The organism is Candidatus Methylomirabilota bacterium (assembly GCA_035764725.1).
In the GTDB taxonomy this organism is placed as follows: Bacteria; Methylomirabilota; Methylomirabilia; order Rokubacteriales; family CSP1-6; genus DASRWT01.
On record DASTYT010000105.1, the window covers coordinates 51371 to 69879 of the forward strand.

At 70.1% G+C, this 18509-nt stretch carries 14 protein-coding genes; 6 read left to right on the forward strand and 8 right to left on the reverse strand.

Features of this window, described 5'->3' with window-relative positions; all coding sequences use genetic code 11:
- Positions 1–91: 91 nt before the first annotated feature.
- The gene (locus tag VFX14_17165) at positions 92–1306 is read right to left on the reverse strand and encodes an LLM class flavin-dependent oxidoreductase (GenBank protein ID HEU5191418.1); all 1215 of its coding nucleotides are present in this window, start codon (positions 1304–1306) and stop codon (positions 92–94) included.
- An 89-nt stretch (positions 1307–1395) separates the two neighbouring features.
- On the opposite strand from VFX14_17165, the gene VFX14_17170 reads away from it, so the two are divergent.
- From VFX14_17170 to VFX14_17180, 3 genes are read left to right on the forward strand one after another with little or no spacing between them, the layout of a single operon-like run.
- Positions 1396–1860: a peroxiredoxin family protein gene (locus VFX14_17170; GenBank protein HEU5191419.1), complete on the forward strand. Its 465-nt coding sequence runs from the start codon at positions 1396–1398 to the stop codon at positions 1858–1860.
- 48 nt (positions 1861–1908) lie between these two features.
- Positions 1909–3180 (forward strand): FAD-dependent oxidoreductase, encoded by a 1272-nt coding sequence (locus tag VFX14_17175; protein HEU5191420.1) that lies wholly within the window; start codon positions 1909–1911, stop codon positions 3178–3180.
- Entirely contained in the window at positions 3177–4586 is a 1410-nt protein-coding gene (locus VFX14_17180; protein ID HEU5191421.1) for a serine hydrolase, read from the forward strand. Before VFX14_17175 ends, VFX14_17180 begins: the two co-directional genes overlap by 4 nt.
- Here the strand turns inward: VFX14_17180 and VFX14_17185 are convergent.
- The gene (locus tag VFX14_17185) at positions 4569–5966 is read right to left on the reverse strand and encodes an NAD-dependent succinate-semialdehyde dehydrogenase (protein ID HEU5191422.1); all 1398 of its coding nucleotides are present in this window, start codon (positions 5964–5966) and stop codon (positions 4569–4571) included. The genes VFX14_17180 and VFX14_17185 overlap by 18 nt on opposite strands.
- Before the next feature lie 160 nt (positions 5967–6126).
- Between VFX14_17185 and VFX14_17190 the strand changes: the two genes are divergently transcribed.
- On the forward strand, positions 6127–7761 hold the full coding sequence (locus VFX14_17190; protein HEU5191423.1) for an acetolactate synthase large subunit: 1635 nt from the start codon (positions 6127–6129) through the stop codon (positions 7759–7761).
- Here VFX14_17190 and upp read toward each other — a convergent pair.
- The 3 genes from upp to VFX14_17205 are packed head-to-tail and all read right to left on the reverse strand — an operon-like array spanning position 7754 to position 10332.
- Positions 7754–8386, reverse strand: a complete 633-nt coding sequence (upp, locus tag VFX14_17195) for a uracil phosphoribosyltransferase (GenBank protein ID HEU5191424.1) — start codon at positions 8384–8386, stop codon at positions 7754–7756. The genes VFX14_17190 and upp overlap by 8 nt on opposite strands.
- 51 nt (positions 8387–8437) lie before the next feature.
- The gene (locus VFX14_17200; protein ID HEU5191425.1) at positions 8438–9535 is read right to left on the reverse strand and encodes an LLM class flavin-dependent oxidoreductase; all 1098 of its coding nucleotides are present in this window, start codon (positions 9533–9535) and stop codon (positions 8438–8440) included.
- Positions 9532–10332 (reverse strand): SDR family oxidoreductase, encoded by an 801-nt coding sequence (locus VFX14_17205; GenBank protein ID HEU5191426.1) that lies wholly within the window; start codon positions 10330–10332, stop codon positions 9532–9534. Before VFX14_17205 ends, VFX14_17200 begins: the two co-directional genes overlap by 4 nt.
- Before the next feature lie 104 nt (positions 10333–10436).
- On the opposite strand from VFX14_17205, the gene VFX14_17210 reads away from it, so the two are divergent.
- Both VFX14_17210 and VFX14_17215 read left to right on the forward strand, forming a co-directional pair.
- Positions 10437–11687 carry an MFS transporter gene (locus VFX14_17210; protein HEU5191427.1) on the forward strand — a complete coding sequence of 417 codons (1251 nt, stop codon included), beginning with the start codon at positions 10437–10439 and terminating at the stop codon, positions 11685–11687.
- 246 nt (positions 11688–11933) lie between these two features.
- Positions 11934–13979: a sulfatase-like hydrolase/transferase gene (locus VFX14_17215; GenBank protein ID HEU5191428.1), complete on the forward strand. Its 2046-nt coding sequence runs from the start codon at positions 11934–11936 to the stop codon at positions 13977–13979.
- Between the two features lie 18 nt (positions 13980–13997).
- Here VFX14_17215 and VFX14_17220 read toward each other — a convergent pair whose 3' ends face one another.
- The 3 genes from VFX14_17220 to VFX14_17230 all read right to left on the reverse strand — a co-directional run.
- Positions 13998–15194: an acyl-CoA dehydratase activase-related protein gene (locus VFX14_17220; protein HEU5191429.1), complete on the reverse strand. Its 1197-nt coding sequence runs from the start codon at positions 15192–15194 to the stop codon at positions 13998–14000.
- Positions 15112–17301, reverse strand: a complete 2190-nt coding sequence (locus tag VFX14_17225; GenBank protein HEU5191430.1) for a BadF/BadG/BcrA/BcrD ATPase family protein — start codon at positions 17299–17301, stop codon at positions 15112–15114. The genes VFX14_17220 and VFX14_17225 overlap by 83 nt, the downstream gene beginning before the upstream one ends.
- A partial coding sequence (locus tag VFX14_17230; GenBank protein ID HEU5191431.1) for a hypothetical protein occupies positions 17298–18509 on the reverse strand: 1212 nt, incomplete at its 5' end. The genes VFX14_17225 and VFX14_17230, both read right to left, overlap by 4 nt.

Below are 18509 nucleotides of genomic sequence, written 5' to 3' on the forward strand. Positions count from 1 at the left end.
GGAGGGCACAGCCGGGGCGCGGGCTCGCTTGCTCAGTACAGCATTGCGCCGCGAACCCGCGCCACGCCTGTGCCCTCCTCACGTTATCCAGCTATTCGCCGTCTTTGTCCTCGGGTAAGTCGCGGGCGCCAACGGTACGTTCGCGGTATTCGGCTGGGATCTCGCGGCCGGCATCCGTGAACGCGCGGCGGACCGCCTCCACGTTGGGGCCGAAGATCGATTTGCGATTGCTGCGTGCCCAGGCGTTGGAGTCCTCGACGGCGGCGAGCGAGCCCTGGAAGCGCGGCATGACGTAGCGCGCGAACAGCTCGTACGAGCGGAGCGTCTGCTCGCGGTTCGCCCACTCGTGGGCGCGGAAGAGCACGCCGCCGAATCCGCCGCCGCTGTACTCCTGCAGTCGCTGGATGCCGCGCACCACCGTGTCCGGCGAGCCCACCAGCGTGGTGCCCATCTTCACGCCCTCGCGCAGCGGATCGTCGGAGCGGCCGGGGGGGCGGCCCAGCGTCTCCTCGAAGTAGGTGACGGTCTCGCGGCGCTCGCCCTTCGACACGTCGCGCAGCGCTCCCTCGTCATCGTCGGAGACGTGCGTGTTCACGACCACGCGCCACTTCTTCCGATCCATGGTCTGGCCGTGTTTGGCCGCGGTCTCCTCGCCGATCTTCCATTGGCCGGCGAGGGCCTCCGGGCCGCCCGGCAGTCCCGCGCCGATGGAGAGCACGCCGAGGCCGTGCTTGGCCGCCGACATGACCCCGAAGGGCGTGATGGTGCTGGCGACCGCGATGGGGAAGTGCGGGTCGGTGTAGGGCGCGAGATGCAGGCGCGCCTCGCGCAGCTCGAACCAGTCCGTCTTCATCGTGACGGGCTCCTCGCAGCGCAGGAGGCGCATGATTGCGTCGAGGGCCTCGTCCATCCGCGGGCGCTGGGTGACGGGCTCGATGCCCATCATGTAGGCGTCGGAGGGTAGGGCGCCGGGACCGCAGCCGAGCATGGTCCGTCCGCGTGTCATGTGATCGAGCTGCACGAAGCGGTTGGCGACCATCAGTGGATGGTGATACGGCAGGCTCGTCACGCCGGAGCCGAGCATGATGTGGCGGGTGCGCTGGGCGGCGGCGGCGATGAAGACCTCGGGGGAGGCGATCGTCTCCCAGCCCGCGGAGTGATGCTCGCCCACCCACACCTCGTCGTAACCCAGGTGATCCATCCACTCGATGAGCTCCATGTCGCGGTCCATCGAGAGCGTGGGGTTCTCGCCGACCCGGTGGAAGGGCGCGAGGAAGATGCCGAACTTGAGGCCGCGATGGGGCATGTCGTCTCCTTTGAGCGGGTCTTCACCGAGGCTAGCACATCGAGCGCGGTTGACGCGGAGCCTCCGCCGATGCGATGGTCGGGGCCGACATGGCTGCGCTTCGCTGGGGTCAGCCCGCGCCCGGATTCTCGCTGCCGTCGACGCTGGGGCGTCCCGTCACCCTGGAGGAGTATCGGGGCCAGGATGTGGTGCTCGCGTTCTACTGCTACGACTGGGGCAACATCTGAACGCCCGAGCTCACCGGCCTGGGTCAGGCCGCGGACGAGCTCGCCCGTCGGGGCGCGGCGATGCTGGCGATCAGCGGGGACTCGCCCTTCTGCCACGAGGCCTACATGAAGGCCCGGCGGTTTCCCTTCCCGCTGCTGAGTGACGTCCACCGGACCGCCATCGCCGCCTACGGCGTACACGACACCGATCGGAACGTGGCGTACCGCTCGACCTTCGTGGTGGATCGCGACGGGAACCTGCGTTGGGGCCAGGCGGGCGACCGACAGATGGTGCGCGAGAGCGCGGAGATCTTCCGCGTGCTCGACGTGATCGCGCGGCTTCGCTGATCTCCTCTTCCCCCGGGGCGTACCATCGATCCTAAAGGGGGCACTGCTATGCCACGCGAGCGCATCGTCATCATCGGCGCGTCTCTGGCCGGGGCCACCGCCGCCGCCGGCCTGCGCGAAGGCGGCTTCGAGGGCGACATCACCCTGGTGGGCGCGGAGGCGCGGCCGCCATACAACCGTCCGCCGCTGTCCAAGGGCTATCTGCGCGGCCAGGAGAAGTTCGAGGACCAGCTCGTCAAGCCCGCCGACTACTACTCGGGCGCGCGCATCGATTTGCGCCTGGGGGCGCGGGTCACCAGCGTCGATCCGACGCGCAAGCACGTGTCGCTCGAGGGCGGCGAGCGGCTCCCGTACGACAAGCTGCTCGTGACGACGGGTAGCCGCAACCGCACGCTCGAGGCGCCGGGCGCCGACCTCGCCGGCATCCTGCAGCTCCGCACCGTGGAAGACTCGGACCGTATCCGCTCCGCCGCCCAGCGGGGGCGGCGGGCGGTGCTGGTGGGCTTCGGCTTCATCGGCTGCGAGGTTGCGGCGTCTTTGAGACAAATGGGCGTGGAAGTGGCCGCCATCGATGGCCACCCCGTGCCGCTCGGCCGCGCCCTCGGCCCCGAAGTGGGCGAGGTGCTGGGCGAGATCCATCGCGACAAGGGCGTGGAGCTGGTGCTGGACGACGGCGTGGCCGCGTTCGAGGGCATGGGACGCGTGGAGCGCGTGCGCACGAAGAAAGGCCGCGTGCTGGAGTGCGACTTCGTCGTCGCGGGCATCGGCATCGTGCCCAACGTGGAGCTGCTCGTCTCCGCCGGCGCCGGCGTAGACAACGGGATTCTCGTGGACGAGCATTGCCACACCTCGCTGCCCGACGTGTGGGCGGCGGGCGACGTGGCCAATCACATGCACCCGCTCTTCGGGCGGCTGCGTGTCGAGCACTGGAATCACGCGGACCGCCACGGCCGCGCGGCGGCCCGCTCGCTGCTGGGCGACGACACGCCCTACGACTACGTCCACTCGTTCTGGTCGGATCAGTACGAGCACGTGATCGAGTACGTGGGCTTCGCGCGCAGCTGGGATCGCGTCGTCTTCCGCGGTCGCCGCGAGGAGCGGAAGCTGCTGGCCTTCTACGTGAAGGACGGCGTCCTCCTCGCCGCCGCCGGCATCGATCGCGGCGGAGACCCCGAGGATCCCCAGTCGGACAGCGAGCTGAAGATCGCGGTGGATCTGATCCGCGACCGTGTGCCCGTGGACGCTGGACAGCTTGCTGACGAGAGCGTGGGGCTCCGGACCCTCGCCACCGCCCGTCCCACCTCCCGGTCCGACGCGTGAGCTGGGCGGGCAGGACGCGTCGCCGCCCGCTGAGCGTCGTCCTGCTCGCCCTCGCCGTCCTCGTCCTCGTGGCGCTCGTCTACTACGGTGGCCGGATCATCCTGGTCGGCAACGGCTACGTGGCGAAGACGGTGTGCTCGGGCGTCTTCGTGATGGGACGCAGCCCCCAGCCGGTGCTCGACGAGGAGATCCACCTCAACGATCCCGGTATCCTGCGTCTGGTCGCGGTCGACGTGGACCGGAGCGGGGGGACCGTCACCAGCCGGCTGCTGGGCCTCGGTGGTCGGACGGCCGTCTTTCGCCAGGGCCTCGGGTGCACGCTCGCCCTGGGCGTCACTCCGCGCGACCTCGCGGCGCGTGGGCTGCCGTTGCCCGGTGCGATGCCGGCCACCATCCGCACGCCGTGGCCGGCGCCGACTGGCGCGCCCGCCGCGCCGCTCGATCCGGCGGCGGTGACCGCGGCGCTCGACGAGGCCTTCGCCGAGCCCGGCGCCATTCCCTCGCGCCGCACGCGCGCCGTCGTGGTGGCGCAGAACGGCCGCGTCATCGCCGAGCGCTACGCTCCCGGCTACGGCGCGGACTCGCCGCTGCCCGGGTGGTCGATGACCAAGAGCGTGGTCAACGCGCTGGTGGGCGTGCTGGTGCGCGAGGGGCGGCTGGCGCTCGACGAGCCGCTGCGAGTTCCGGAGTGGGCGACGGTGGGGGACCCGCGCGGCGCGATCACGCTGCGGCAGGCTCTCCAGATGTCCAGCGGGCTCCAGTTCTCCGAGAGCTACGGCAATCCCCTCGGCGACGTGCTCTGGATGCTGTTCGGCACGGGGGACGCGGCGCGCTTCGCCGCCGGCAAATCACTCACCGCGCCGCCGGGTACCCAGTGGTCCTACGCGAGCGGCACCACCAACATTATCGCCCGCGCCCTTCGCCGCGCGGTCGGCGGCGGCGACGAGGACTACTGGCTCTTCCCGCGGCGGGCGCTCTTCGAGCCGCTCGGCATGGCGAGCGCGGTGCTGGAGCCGGACGCCGCCGGTGACTTCGTGGGCTCGTCGTTCATGCTTGCCACCGCGCAGGACTGGGCCCGCTTCGGCACCCTCTACCTGCAGGACGGCATCTGGGGCGACAGGCGGGTGCTGCCCGAGGGCTGGGTCACCTTCAGTACTGCGCCGGCGCCCGCCGCACCGGACGGCGTCTACGCCGCCCATTTCTGGCGCCGCCTCGGGCGCGACGCCTACGCGCCGTCGGGCGAGGACAGGCTTCCCGCGGACGCCTACCACGCCATCGGCCACGAGGGGCAGATCATGACGATCATTCCCTCGCGCCGGCTGGTCGTGGTGCGGCTGGGCCTCGCCGTCGGTCGCGGCGCGTGGGACCAGGCGGCGTTCCTGCGGCGCCTACTCGGAGCGCGATGACTCCGCCGCGCCCATCGCGGCCACCCACACCGACTTCACGTTGACGAACTCGCGGATGCCGAACTCGGACAGCTCGCGCCCGTAGCCCGACCGCTTGACGCCCCCGAAGGGCAGCCGCGGATCGGACTTCACCATGCCGTTGACGAACACCGCGCCCGACTCGACGTGGGCGGCGAGCTTCTCCGCCCCCGGAAGATCGCGGCTCCAGATGGACGCGCCCAGGCCGAAGGGGGAGTCGTTGGCGAGGTGCACCGCGTCCATGCCGTCCTTGGCGCGGATCACCGCGGCCACCGGCCCGAAGGTCTCCTCGTCGAAGGCGGGCATGCCCTTGTCCACTCCGGCGAGCAGGGTGGGCGGGTAGAACGCGCCCGGCCCCTTCGGGATCTCGCCCCCGAGGAGCACGCGCGCGCCCCGCTTCTTCGACTCCTCCACCTGCCGGTGGAGCGCGTCGCGAAGCTCGAGCCGGGCCTGCGGGCCGACCTGGGTCTCGCGCGAAAGGGGGTCACCCATGCGCCGCGCCGCCAGCTCCGTCTTGAAGAGGTCGAGGAAGCGATCGGCGACCGACTCGACCACGATGAAGCGCTTGGCTGCGATGCAGCTCTGACCGCTGTTGACGAGCCGCGCGTCGGCGGCGCCCCGCGCGGTGAAGGCGAGGTCGGCGTCGCCCAGCACGATGAAGGGATCGCTGCCGCCGAGCTCGAGCACCGTCTTCTTCAGCTCGCGGCCCGCCTGCTCCGCGACCTTGGCGCCCACCACGTCGCTGCCGGTGAGGGTGAGGGCCGCGATGCGCCGGTCGGCGATGAGCGGGCTCACCGCCGAGGATTCCAGCAGCACGGTGCGGAAGAGGGCGCGCGGGAAGCCCGCCTGCCGGAGCACCTCCTCGATCTGCAGCGCGCAGCGCGAGACATTGGACGCGTGCTTGAGGATGGCCCCGTTGCCCGCCATCAAGGCCGGCGCCGCGAAGCGGAACACCTGCCAGAAGGGGAAGTTCCACGGCATGATCGCCAGCACCACGCCGAGTGGATCGTAGCGGACGTAGCTCCGCAGCGCGTCCGTCTCGCGCGGGTCCACCCGGAGCATCGCCTCGGCGTGGTCCGCGTAGTATTCGCAGGTCCACGCGCACTTCTCGGCCTCGGCCTCGCCCTGGGCGATGGGCTTGCCCATCTCGGCCGTCATCGTGCGCGCGAATTCGGTCATGCGCGTGCGCAGGATGCGGGCGGCCTCCCGCATGGGCTTGGCGCGCTCGACGATCGGTACCGCGCGCCACTCCTGGAAGGCCGCGTGCGCGCCGCTCACGATACGTTCGAGCTCCGCGGGGGACGTGGGATCGAACTTCTCCACCACCTCGCCGGTCGCCGGATTGATGGTTTGAATGCTCATGATTACCCTCCTCGCTTCGCTCGGAGCCCGCGCTTTGCGCGGGACCCCATCATGTATCCGCTCGCCTCGCCTTCGGCTGCGGCTCGCCCACCAACTGCCATCGTCTCGCCGCGCTCGCGCGCGTGCAACCGGGAGGGTAAGCTGGCGTGAGGAGGTGGCGATGAAGGCGGCGGACGTGATCGCGCGGTGTCTGGAGAACGAGGGGGTCCGCTACGTGTTCGGCGTGCCCGGCGAAGAGATCCTCGACATCATCGATTCGCTGGTGGACTCCCGCATCCAGTTCGTGCCCACCCGCCACGAGCAGGGCGCCGCGTTCATGGCGGACGCGTGGGGGCGGCTCACCGGCCGGGCCGGCGTGTGTCTCGCGACGCTCGGGCCGGGCGCCACCAATCTCGCCACCGGCATCGCCGACGCCAATCTCGACCGCGCGCCGCTGGTGGCCATCACCGGCCAGGCCGGCCGCGACCGCGTGCACAAGGAGTCGCATCAGTACGTGGACATCGTGGAGTCCATGCGCCCGCTCACTAAGTGGAACACGCGCCTCGAGACGGCCGCGGTGGCGCCCGAGGTGATCCGCAAGGCCTTCAAGCTCGCGGAGTCGGAGAAGCCCGGCGCCTGCCACATCGAGGTGCCGGAAGACGTGGCGGACGAGACCGCGGAGGGCCACCCCTTGTCCACCGAGCGGGCCCGCCGGCCCTCGCCCGACCGCGCCGCTCTCCAGGCGGCGGCCCAGCTCATCGAGGACGCGTCGTTCCCCCTCATCTTCGCGGGCAACGGGGTCGTCCGCGGCCGCGCCGCCGGAGCGCTACGCGCGTTCTCCCGTCGCCACGGCATCCCGGTGGTCAACACGTTCATGGCCAAAGGGTGTCTGCCCTACGACGACCCGCTCTGCCTCTTCACCGCCGGCCTCCAGGCCCGCGACTACGTCTCGTGCGGGTTCGAGAAGGCCGACCTCATCCTCTCGATCGGTTACGACCCGGTGGAATACGCACCGCGCTTCTGGAATCCCGAGCGGAAGAAGACCATCGTCCACGTGGACTTCACGCCCGCCGAGGTGGACAGCTACTACCAGCCCGCGGTGGAGGTGGTGGCGGACGTGCGCGAGACCCTGGAGCTCCTCGGCGACCTCGTGAAGGGACAGAAGGACCCCGCGCCCTTCGCGGTGCTCCGGCGCTTCATCCTGGAGCAGATCGAGGAGGGCGCGGGTGACGACACGTTCCCCATCAAGCCCCAGCGCATCCTGCGGGATCTCCGCAGCGTGATGGCCCGCGACGACGTCCTGATCTCGGACGTGGGGACGCACAAGCTCTGGGTGGCGCGCACCTTCCCGGCCTACGAGGCCAACACCGTGCTGATCTCGAATGGCTACGCCGCGATGGGCTTCGCGCTGCCCGCCGCCATCGCGGCCCGTCTCGCCCAACCCGATCAACGGGTCATCGCGGTGTGCGGCGACGGCGGCTTCCTCATGAACGTCCAGGAGCTGGAGACGGCGCAGCGCCTCGGCGTCGCCCTCGTCTGCGTGATCTTCCGCGACGGCGGCTACAACTTGATCGAGTGGAAGCAGCAGAACCAGAAGGGCCGGACGGCCGGCGTGCGCTTCGGCAATCCCGACTTCGTGACTCTGGCGCGCGCCTTCGGCGCCAAGGGCATCACGGTGGGCGCCCCGCGCGACCTCGTTCCCGCGCTGCGGGAGGCGATGGCGCACCCGGGTGTCGCCATCGTGGACGTGCCGGTCGACTATGGCGAGAACGCGCGGCTCACCGCGCGACTCGGCCAGCTCGTCTGCCCTATCTAGTCCCGAAGAGCCGGTCGCCCGCGTCCCCGAGCCCGGGCACGATGTAGCCGTGATCGTCGAGGTGGCTGTCCACCGCGGCGGTGTAGACGGGCACGTCGGGGTGCTGCGCGTGGAAGTGGCGCAGTCCCTCGGGGCAGGAGACCAGGCAGACGAACTTGATGGAGCGCGGGTTCGTCTCCTTGAGCCGGTTGACCGCGGCGACTGCCGAGTTCCCCGTGGCCACCATTGGGTCCATCACGATGGCGTCGCGGTCGTGCATGACCTTGGGCACCTTCGCGTAGTATTCGACGGCGGCGAGGGTCGCGTGATCTCGGTAGATCCCGATGTGACCGACCCGCGCGCTGGGCAGGATGCGCAGCATGCCGTCGAGGATGCCCGTGCCGGCGCGAAGGATGGCGACCAGCACGATCTTCTTACCGTCCAGCACGGAGGCGCTCATGCGGGCGAGAGGCGTCTGAACGACGGTGGCCTGGGTGGGCAGGTCGCGCGTGACCTCGTAGGCCAGCAGCATCCCGATCTCGGCGACGAGGGCGCGGAACTCGGAGGTGCTCGTCTCCTTGCGCCGGAGCAGGGAGAGCTTGTGCTGGACCAGGGGATGATCGATGACGTGGACGTCGCCCGCCATGCGTGTCTCCGCCCGTGGCCGTGCGCGGCGGCCGCCGCCTCGCCGCGCGCCCTAGTCCCGCGTGAAGCGGGGCATCACGCGGGTGGCGAGTAGCTCCATCGAGCGCTTCCAGAGGGCGGGGCGGTCCCAGTCGTGCCCGGCCATGAGGAGGGTGCCGAACGGACCGATCTCCTCGCGCAACGCGACCAGTTGATCGAGCACCCGGGACGGGCTCCCGGCGATGATCATGCCGCGCTTGACCGCATCCACCGTCGTCTCGGCGTCGGGGAGATCGACGTCGGGCTTGATCATGAACAGCGCCTTCCGGCCCAGCGAGAACGAGTGGATGAAGAACTTGTAGTAGAAGGAAAGCCCCGAGGCGGGATCCGCGAGGTACTCCTCGGCCTCGGCGTCGCTCTCGGTCACGAGCACGCTCCGCGACACGCGCCACACGCCGGGATCGGGACGGCGCCCCACCGCCTCGCAGCCCTCCACGTACTTCTCCCAGTGGCCTCGCAGGTAGCGCTTGTGGAAGAAATTGCCGGAGACCGGGATCCAGCCCTTCTCGCCCGCCACCTTCGCGGTGGACGAGTTGGGCGTGATGATCGAGATGGCGATCGGCGGGTGCGGCTGCTGGAGCGGGCGGGGGATGTAGCCCACCTTGAACTCGGGCCAGATCGCGTCCTTCAGGGCGAATTTCCAGAAGCGGCCGTTGATCTCGTAGGGCGGGTCTTGGGCCCAGAGCCGGAGCACGATGTCGATCGACTCCTGCACCATCTGCGGTCGCAGCTCGGCCTGACCCACGTCGAACATCTCGAGGTCCGACACCAGCCCGCCGGGGCCGATGCCCATGATGAAGCGCCCGCCCGAGAGCTGGTCGAACATGGCGGCGTGCGCGGCGACCAGGCCGGGATGCACCTGGGGGAGATTCAGCACGCCGGTGCCGAGGCGGATCTGCGTGGTCAGAGGGATCACGGTGGCGAGGAAGATCAGGGGCGAGGTGATCCGCTCGCTCCATGACGAGAAATGCTCGCCCACGTACGCCTCGGAGAAGCCCAGGCGGTCGGCGAGGATCACCGCCTCGCGGTCTTCCTCGAGGAGCTGCGCGTAGTTCTTCCCCGGGTGATGGAACGGCATCGTGAACATCCCGAGCTTGACGGGCACGCTCACCGATTCGCCCTCGGGATCTTGCCGATGCCGGGCAGGCGGCCGAGGAAGTTGCCGGTGACGCCGCCGTCCACCACGAGATCGTGGCCGTTGATGTAGCGGGCGTCGGGTCCGAGGAGGAACGCCACCACGTCGGCCATGTCCTCCGGCCCCGCGACGCGGCCCAGCGGAACCAGCGCGTCGCGCGCCGCCGCGACTTCGCCATCGGCGTACACGGGTTCCGTCATGCCAGTGCGGACCATCCCCGGAGAGACCGCGTTCACGCGGATGCCGTCGCGGCCGAGCTCCTGCGCGAGCACCTTCACCAGCATGATCACCGCGGCCTTGGTGGGTCCGTAGGCGCCGAGGTTCGCGTGTGCGTTGCTGCCGGACATCGAGCCGATCGCCACCATGGCGCCGCGCGCGGCCTTCAGCGCGGGGTACGCGGCCTTGGCGAGAAGCCAGGTCGCGCGCGTGTTCACGGCGAAGAGGCGATCCCAGTCCTCGACGGTGTAGTCCACCAGCGGCCCGGGCCGGTTGATGCCGGCGTTGCTGACGAGGCCGTCGAGCCCGCCGAAATTCGTCACCGCCTCGGCCACCACCCGGCCAGGCGCGTCCGCACTGCCCATGTCGCCGGCGAGAGGCAGCGCCGCGGCGCCGAGATCGGCCAGCTCGGCGGCGACTTGCTGCAGCGCCGGCGTCACCGCGAGATCCACCGCCGCGATGTGCGCCTTTTCCCCCTTCGCCCGCGCATCGCGCGCGAGCCTCAGGCACGTCGCCCGCCCGATTCCGCTCGCTGCTCCCGTGACCAGTACCCGCATGAGACGCCTCCGGATATGTGAACTGACGGATCGCTTTGCCGCGCGTGGCCGCGCGGCCGTGAAACGCACGAAGTGTACCGCACTTTCATGCTATTGCTGAGCGGGTGAGCAGCGTCGCTCCTGCGGCGAGCGCGGCGACTCCGCGTCTCGCCGTCCTCGAGGTGTTGTCCGAGCCGTCGTACCGGCGGCTCTGGCTCTCCGGCCTCTTCGTCAATGCCGCGCGCTGGATGGACCTCATCGTGCTCGGCTGGCTCTCCTATCAGCTCACCGGCTCGCCCTTCATGGTGGGGCTCGCCGCGTTCGCGCGCTCGGCGCCCATGATGGCGCTGGGCCCGCTCGCCGGGATCGTGGCGGATCGCGCGCATCGCGGCCGCGTGCTCCTCGCCACCCAGACGCTCGGCCTCGTCACCGGGCTCACCCTCGCGCTGGTGTTCGCGCGGGGCGCGGGCGGCTACTGGCCCCTCGTCGGTCTCGAGGTGCTGTTCGGCGTGCTGTGGGCGCTCGACTTCCCGGCGCGCCGCACGTCGATCTTCACGCTGGTCGGCCCGCGCCGCGTCGCCAACGCGGTGTCGCTCGAGACCGTGTCGATGCAGGTGGCGAAGATCGGCGGCCCCGTGCTCGCCGGCGTGGGCTTGGCGCGCCTGGGCCCGGAAGCCTGCTTCGGGGCCATCGCGCTGCTCTACGCGCTGGGACTCCTCGTCTCGCTCGGGCTCCCCGCCCGCATCGGTGGCCCCGCGCGCAGCCCGCGCGCCGGCGTGCTCGCCACCCTCGCCGAGGGCGCGCGCACCGCCTGGGCCGAGCCCACCGTGCGTACGGTGCTGCTGATCACCGTGCTCATGAACACGCTCTTCTTTCCCTACCAGCACATGCTGCCCGTATTCGCCCGTCACGTGCTGGGCGGCGGGCCCGAGTTCCTCGGCGCCCTCGTGGCCGCCGACGGCCTGGGCGCGCTGCTGGGCGCGCTGGCCATCGCGTCCCAGCGGGGCTTCATCTCGCACCGGCGCCTGTTCGCCCTCTCGGTGCTGAGCGCGCCGTTTCTCCTTCTGGCCTTCTCGGCTTCGCGCTGGGGCGTGCTGTGTCTCGCCATCCTCCTGCTGATCGGCGCGCTCGAGTCCGGCTTCGCGGCCATGCAGAGCACGCTCGTGCTGCTGTCGGCGCCCGAGGCCTCGCGGGGCGGCGCCATGGGCATCCTCTCTGCGTGCATCGGCACCCAGCCGCTCGGCACCCTATGGATCGGGCTCCTCGCGACCACGGCGGGTGTGCCCCTCGCGATGGCCGCCAACGCCGCGCTCGCCCTCGCCCTGATCCTCCCCCTGGCGCTCTCGCTGGATCGGCTACGCAGTCGGGAAACTTGACAATCTGATGACGGGGCGGTGCCCCCGCCCCGTAAGATCCCGACGTCACTGCTCCGTCGCCGTGGCACTCGCCTTGCTGGACTCGGTATCGGCGAAGTCCCCCCACGCCTTGCGTCAGCGTAGGGATCCGACCTGTAGCGGTGCGCGATTCATATGCTGGCGGGGACTGACGGTGAGGTCCCAAGAGGACAAGGTGCGCAAGGTTAGGTGACGGAGCATGGTGCAACGCGGGCGAACGGACGCACGATGAGGACGGAGCATCTCCTCGACCGCGTGGGCGAGGCCACGGTGACCGCGCCGGCGTCCGGACACGTGACCATCCAGCCCATGACCCTGCTGCGCGACACGCGCATGGCGCTCTTGCAGCATCCGGACTCGCTGATGGAGTTCCCGCCGCTCGTGCTCGGGCCGCGCCCGCGCCTGCTCTTGGCGTGCGGTATCAAGAAGATCGCGTGGAGCCGTCTCCCTTCGGAGATCGCCTTCGAAGCGTCGATCCTCGTCGACGGCGAGGGCGAGACGCGCGTGCTCTCCGTCGGTCTCGATCCGCACCACCGCGAGGAGGACCGCCGCTGGGTGGAGCGCGAAATCGACCTCGCCCGCTTCGCGGGACGCCGCGTGCGGCTGGTGCTCCGCACCTCGGTGTCGCGGCGTCTCGACCCTCACCATGCCTGGGCGGGCTGGGCCGACCCGCGCATCGTCCATGACGCGCCGTCGGCGCCACGTCGCGTGCGTCCCGCGCCCGATCCTCCGGTGGTGTTGCTCGTCTCCGCGGATGCGCTGCGCGCCGATCACCTCGGGTGCGCGGGGCATCCAGGCGTGCGCACCCCGCACCTCGATGCGCTCGCAAAGACCGGGGTCCGCATGATGCACGCGCGAGCGCAGGCCGGGACCCGCACGGGCTCTTACGCGAGCCTTCTCAGCGGTCAGCACGTGCCGACCCACGGGATCGACGCGGAGTGGGGGCGGATGCCCCCCAGCCTAGCCACCCTGCCCGTCTATCTCCGCGCCTTCGGCTATCACACCGTGTTTGCAGCGAGCGACACGGGGCTCGGCGCCCGCTCGACAGGCCTGGGCGAGCTCTTCGCCGAGCAGATCCCCTCGCTCGCGCGCGGCCGGCAGGACGGCGCCATCACGACGCGACGGTGGGTCGACTGGCTGGATCGGCGCCCGGCCCGACCGTCCTTCGTGTGGCTCGAGTACGTCGATGCCCGGCCGCCGGCGCCCCTCCCCGAGCCCTTTCGCTCCATGTACTACACGGGCGATCCCAGCCGGACAGCGCGCGAGCATCGGGCGGCCGATGTGGCCGGCATTCGGGCGATCGAAGCGGTGCGGGAGATCGAACGGGCGCTGCCCGCCCTGCGGAAGGGGCGCTCCGACGTCGCCATCACCGAGACGTTTCGCGCCACCGTGGCGCACTGGCGCGGGGCCGCGGGCTGCAGCCCCGAGCTGGCGGCGTATCTGGTGGACCTGCCGGCGGAGGCCCGTCGCGGGCTCAGCGTCTCTCGGTTCGCGGACTGGCTCGACGGCGAGGCCCGCGGTCTCGAGTCCGGTCCTCCGTCGCGGGATCTGGTGGCCTGGCTCGAGCGGCTACTCCCCATGCTGAAGGAGATCGAGGCCGACGCGACGTCGTGGCTCGAGGGCGTCGTGGACTTTCGCTACGCGATCAGCCAGTACATGGCCGGGATCTCGTATCTGGACTATCAGGTCGCGCGTCTCATCGAGGCCCTCGAGGACCGAGGGCTCGCCGAGCGCACCACCGTGATCGTGTGCTCACCCCACGGCGAGTGCCTGGGCGAGCGCGGCGTCTTCTTCGCGCACCAGACGCTGCTCGAGGCATCGCTCCGCGTGCCGGTGATCTGGAAGCCGGCCGCGGGCAGCCTCCGCGCGCCCGGCGCGGAGATTGGGGGCGTGTTCGACCTGATCGACCTCTTCCCCACGCTGATTGAGTCGTTGGGACTGCCCGTCCCCGCCGGCCTCGCTGGAGCGAGTCGCTGGCCCTCTCTGCGCGACGGAACCGACATCCCGCGGCATCCCAGCGTGGCGGTGGGCGAGCACGGCGCCATGCTCGCCCTCACGATGCCGCCGTGGAAGCTCCTCACCGTCTACCGCGACCACCGCGTCTCGGAGGAGTGGGCGTGGCGTGCGGGGGAACGGGCGCTGCACGATCTGCGCGACGTGCCGCCCGACACGGTGGACGTCGCGGCGCGCCATCCCGACGTGGTAGGCCAGATCGCCACGCACCTCGACGCGTGGCGGCGGGCGATGGGCTGGGTGGGAAGAGAACGGGGCTGAGGGCGGTGCGCGGCCGCCTCACGCCCCGCCGAGGGGGCAGCCCGGCGGCATCGCCGCCTTCTTCTTTTCGATGATATCCATCGCGTAGCGCTCGAGGTAATGGGTGATGGTCTCGACGCGGATCTTCACCGAGCCGGCGGGCTTGGTCGAGTCGAGATCCTGGAACGAGAAGAACAGAGTGCCCGAGCGCTCCACGATCTGCTGCACCGGCGTATAGGTCGGCTGGTCCATCCCGCATTCGTAGCTCGCCAGCCGCACCACGCAGGCCACCCAGGGCATGCGCGCCGCCGCCTTCGCCCCCCACAGGATCTCGTTGGTGTTGGCAGAGTACGAGGACGGCCAGACATCCCGAATGTCGAAGGCCGATCGGATGATCCCGGCCCGGATGTCCTCGCCGAAGGCCCAGTCCATGAGGTCCTGATCGATGGGAAAGTACTGGGCCCACAGCACCGGGTAGCCGTAGGCCTGGAGATCCACCTCGATCTCGTGGCCGATGCCGGGATCCATGTGGTAGGGACGGGCGAGCACGAGGAGGCAGGGCCGGTTCTCTCGCGCGCACCACTCGAGGATCTCGCGTCCTTTCCCCCGCAGCCGCGTGTTGAAGTCGGCGAGCGAGCGATAACCCTCGTCCACCGCGCGCGCCGTCTCCTCGGCGGTGAGGCCGGGGATCACGCCCCGCAGCCCCTCCCAGAGCTGCTTGGGGACGAGCTTGGGCTCGTCCAGCGACACGAACGGCGAGGCGTAGCGGAGGCCCTGCTCCGCGAACACGTCGCGCTCCTTCATGAAGCCGGCCTTGATGTTCTCGGGGGCCGCCATCACCCGGGGGCAGGCGAGCGTGCGGGCGACGTGGCCGGAGAGGAAGGAGGGGAGGTTGTAGATCATGGGGGAGAAGACGATGTCGAGCTTCTCTTTCTGCCCGAACACCAGCTCGCCGTAGTGGCCGGCGATGCACTTCACCGGATAGCAGCAGTCCACGGTGCCGCGGCCCTTGCCGAACTGGCGCCCCTGCTCCTCGGAGGTGTCGGACGAGAACACGAGGCGGCGCCCCTCGACACCGAGCGCGCCGAAGAAGCCCACCCAGAACTGGTGGGTGGACCAGAGATTGAGGACGCGCGGGATGCCGATCCGGAGGCTAGCCCGCGACGACCCCGGATTCGACTCGGGGACGGCGGAAGGCGTCCGTCCGAACCATCTCGGCAAGGTTAGGGTACTCACGCTTGACCTCCTCGAGCTTCGACTTCACCTGACGCAGCTCGTTGACGTCCTCCACCAGCCCCTTGGGACAGGAGTTGCCGCTGATCACGCGCTCCCAGCCCTGGGCCAGCGGAAGCTTGCTCCACGGGCGGCCGGCTGCGCAGGGGAGCTGGACGTCGATGAACGTGCGCGTGCAGTTGATCGGGCACCACTTGCATACCGTCTCCGGTGCGGTGGTGCTGGTGTAGACGAGGGCGGCAACGGTGTCGAAGCCGCGGAAGCGTGTGGTCCCGCCGCGCGCGCGCCAGTCCACCGCGCAGAGGGCGGCGCCGATGGCGCCCGCCTCCCCGGAGTAGGGATGGAGCACCACGTCGGCGTCCGGCACCTTGCCGCGGATGAAGTCCACCTGGGCCTTCACCACCGCCATGTTGCGGTGGGTGCCGCCCTGGAGCACGAACTTGCGCCCGACGGCACGGAGGTTCTGGAGCTGGCCGGCGTAGATCCACACGTTGATCGGGAGCACCGCGGCGAGCGCGGCCATGATCTCCTCCGCGGCCCAGCCCTTGCGCTGCTGGTTCACGATGTCCGACTGGAGGAACACGCCGCAGCCCATGGCCAGCGTCGGCATCGACTTGGCCTGGAACGCGCGGTCGGCGTACGCCTCGAGGGGGATCGAGTACCGCTCGGCCACGCCCTGGAGGAACGCGCCGTTGCCGGAGGAGCACTGCGAGTTCAGCCGGAAGTCGGCGACGGTGCCCTGGCGCAGGATCATGATCTTGACGTCGGTGCCGCCGACGTCGCAGATCACGTCGGCGTCGGGGAAGAAGTGCAGCGTGCCGGTGGCGTGCGCGACCGTCTCCACCACCGCCACGTCGGCGCCGAGCACGTCCTTGAGGAGGTCCTTGCCGTAGCCGGTGAGGGCGAGGCCCGCCACGTCCGTGAATCCCGCCTCGCGCACCTGCGTGAAGAGAGCCTGGGCGTCCTCGATGGGATTGCCCTTGGAGAGCGCGTAGCAGGAGAAGAGCAGCTCGCGATCAGGGGAGAGCACCACCGCCTTCGCGGTCGTGCTACCGAAGTCGCAGCCCACGAGCACCGGTCCCGGGTGGACAGGCGCGTCCTCGGGGGACGGCGCGCCCGTGGCCGGCCGCTTGAGATCGTAGGCCGACACGAAGGACTCGAGGTCGCTCGCGCACGAGACCAGGGCCCGGCCACCGTCCTTGGCCTTCTGCTCGGCCTGGCCTTCCTCGACCCACCAGCGGAGATTGTCGCGGCCCTGGTAGATGGCCACGCCCTCCGGTTCGCCCGCGCCGACCTCCACGCAGCCCAGGCACGCGTAATAGAGCGCATCCTTGGGGACGACGATGCAGTCGGCGGGCTCGCGGCCGGCGGGGAGCGCGATCTTCCGCTGCTGCCAGAGCTTGACGAGGTGATGGCGCCAGGCCTCCTGGAGGCCCCGGAAGAAGAGGTTGGGCCCCCCGAGCAGCAGTACCTCGGGCGAGGGCGTGTTGCCCTTGGTCAGGGTGGCGAGGTTCTGGTACACGACCGCTTCGAACAGGCTGGCGATGATCTCCTCCACCTGCACCCCGGTCTTCACCAGGGTGTTGGCGTCGGTCTCCGCGAAGATGCCGCACTTGCTGCTCACCTTGTGGAGGCTCATGCCTTCGTACGGCATCTCGGCGAGGCGCTCGGCCGGCACGGCGAGCTTGCGCGCGGTCTTCTCGATGAAGGTGCCGGTGCCGCCGCTGCAGGCGGACTGCATGTAGACCTGCTTGGTCTTCCCCCCGCCGCTCGGCGTGAAGAAGACCGTCTTCATGTCTTCGCCGCCGATCTCGGAGACGAAGCGCACGTTGGGGTGCTGCTGCTCCACGCAGGCGGCGACCGCCACCACTTCCTGCACCATCTTGGCGCCGACCAGCGGCGCCAGGAAGCCCGCGCCCGAGCCGGTGAAGAAGATGCGGTCGCGCCCGGGGGCGAGCTGCGCGTCCTCCTCCATGCGCCCCAGAAACTCGAGGACCTTCTCGGCCTGGCGGGTGTTGTGCCGCTGATAGTCGCGCCACTGCACCGCTCCGTCCTCCATGACCAACGCCTTGACGGTCGTGGAGCCCACGTCCATCCCGACGTATTTCATGCGGCGGCCTTGACCTTGAGCGAGCCCGTCTTCTGCGCCACGTGCAGGATGAGATTCGCGCCGGCGCCCGCGCAGCCCATGTGCGGGATCTTGTAGTCGCCTCGCTTCATCGCGGGGTGCGCGTCGAGGTAGGTGCGGACGGCGTCGAGTGTCATCCCACTCCGGGCGAGCGCCTCGTCGAACTCGCGCTGCGCGCGCTTCTTGGCCTCGGTGAGGATCATCTGACAGCGCGAGAGCGCGTGCACCTCGGCGTCGCCCTTGATCTCGAGGGGCGCGTAGAGGAGGTCGGGATACTTCCCGATGACGCCCGACATGGCGCCGATGCTCATGGTATTGGGCATGCAGGAGTAGGGCGACAGCTCGCAGATCATGTGGGCCTTCTTCTTGGTATGGGCCCAGATGGCCTTGCCGATCAGCATGTCGCCCTCGCCCCCGTCCAGGCGATGGTTGAAGTAGGGCGCGGCGAGACGCCGCAGCTCGAGCTGATATGGCAGCTCGTGGGCGAGGTCGCCCATGGCCCGGCGGAGGCGGTTGAACACGCCCCGATAGATCGCCTGCACCGCACGGCCCAGGCCGAGCTTGAGCCGCGCGCCCCTCTCGATGCGCGCGTAGTCCTCGAAGCGCTGGAGGCCTAGTCGCAGGAGATAGTCCATCCACACCGTGATGCCCGCGGGATAGACCTCGGCCCCTTCCGCCTCGAGCCAGCGGTGGATGTTGTAGTTGGGATCGCCCTCCACCGTCTGGAGGTAGAACTCGCCGGTGATCTTCACGGTGGGCTTAGCGCGCAGCCGGTCCACCTCGATGGCGGCGAACTTCTTCCGGATCTCGCGCATCACCTTCACGAAGTAGGGGGTGGCGAGGTACCACGCCACGGCCCGGTACGGGCCCATCTGCGGCCGCCGGCGGAAGGCCTGATAGAGGAGCTCCACCGACTCCTTCACCACCGCGTCGGTCGCGCCCGGCACCACCTCGTAGGGCCGCACCTGATACTCGAGATCCTGCACGAGGTCGGTGGTGAAGATCGCCCACAGACAGCCCAGCGTCACCGGCAGATTCATGTCGAAGCCGTCACCCATCGCCGCCTTCTGGTCCAGCTGATCCTGGGCGAGAAGGAACATGCGGAAGGCCTCGAGCCCGGAGTTGCGCAGGGCCAGCTCGTAGCTCTGGTGGTACTGGCCGAAGCGGCACGCGCCGCAGGAGCCCGCGGT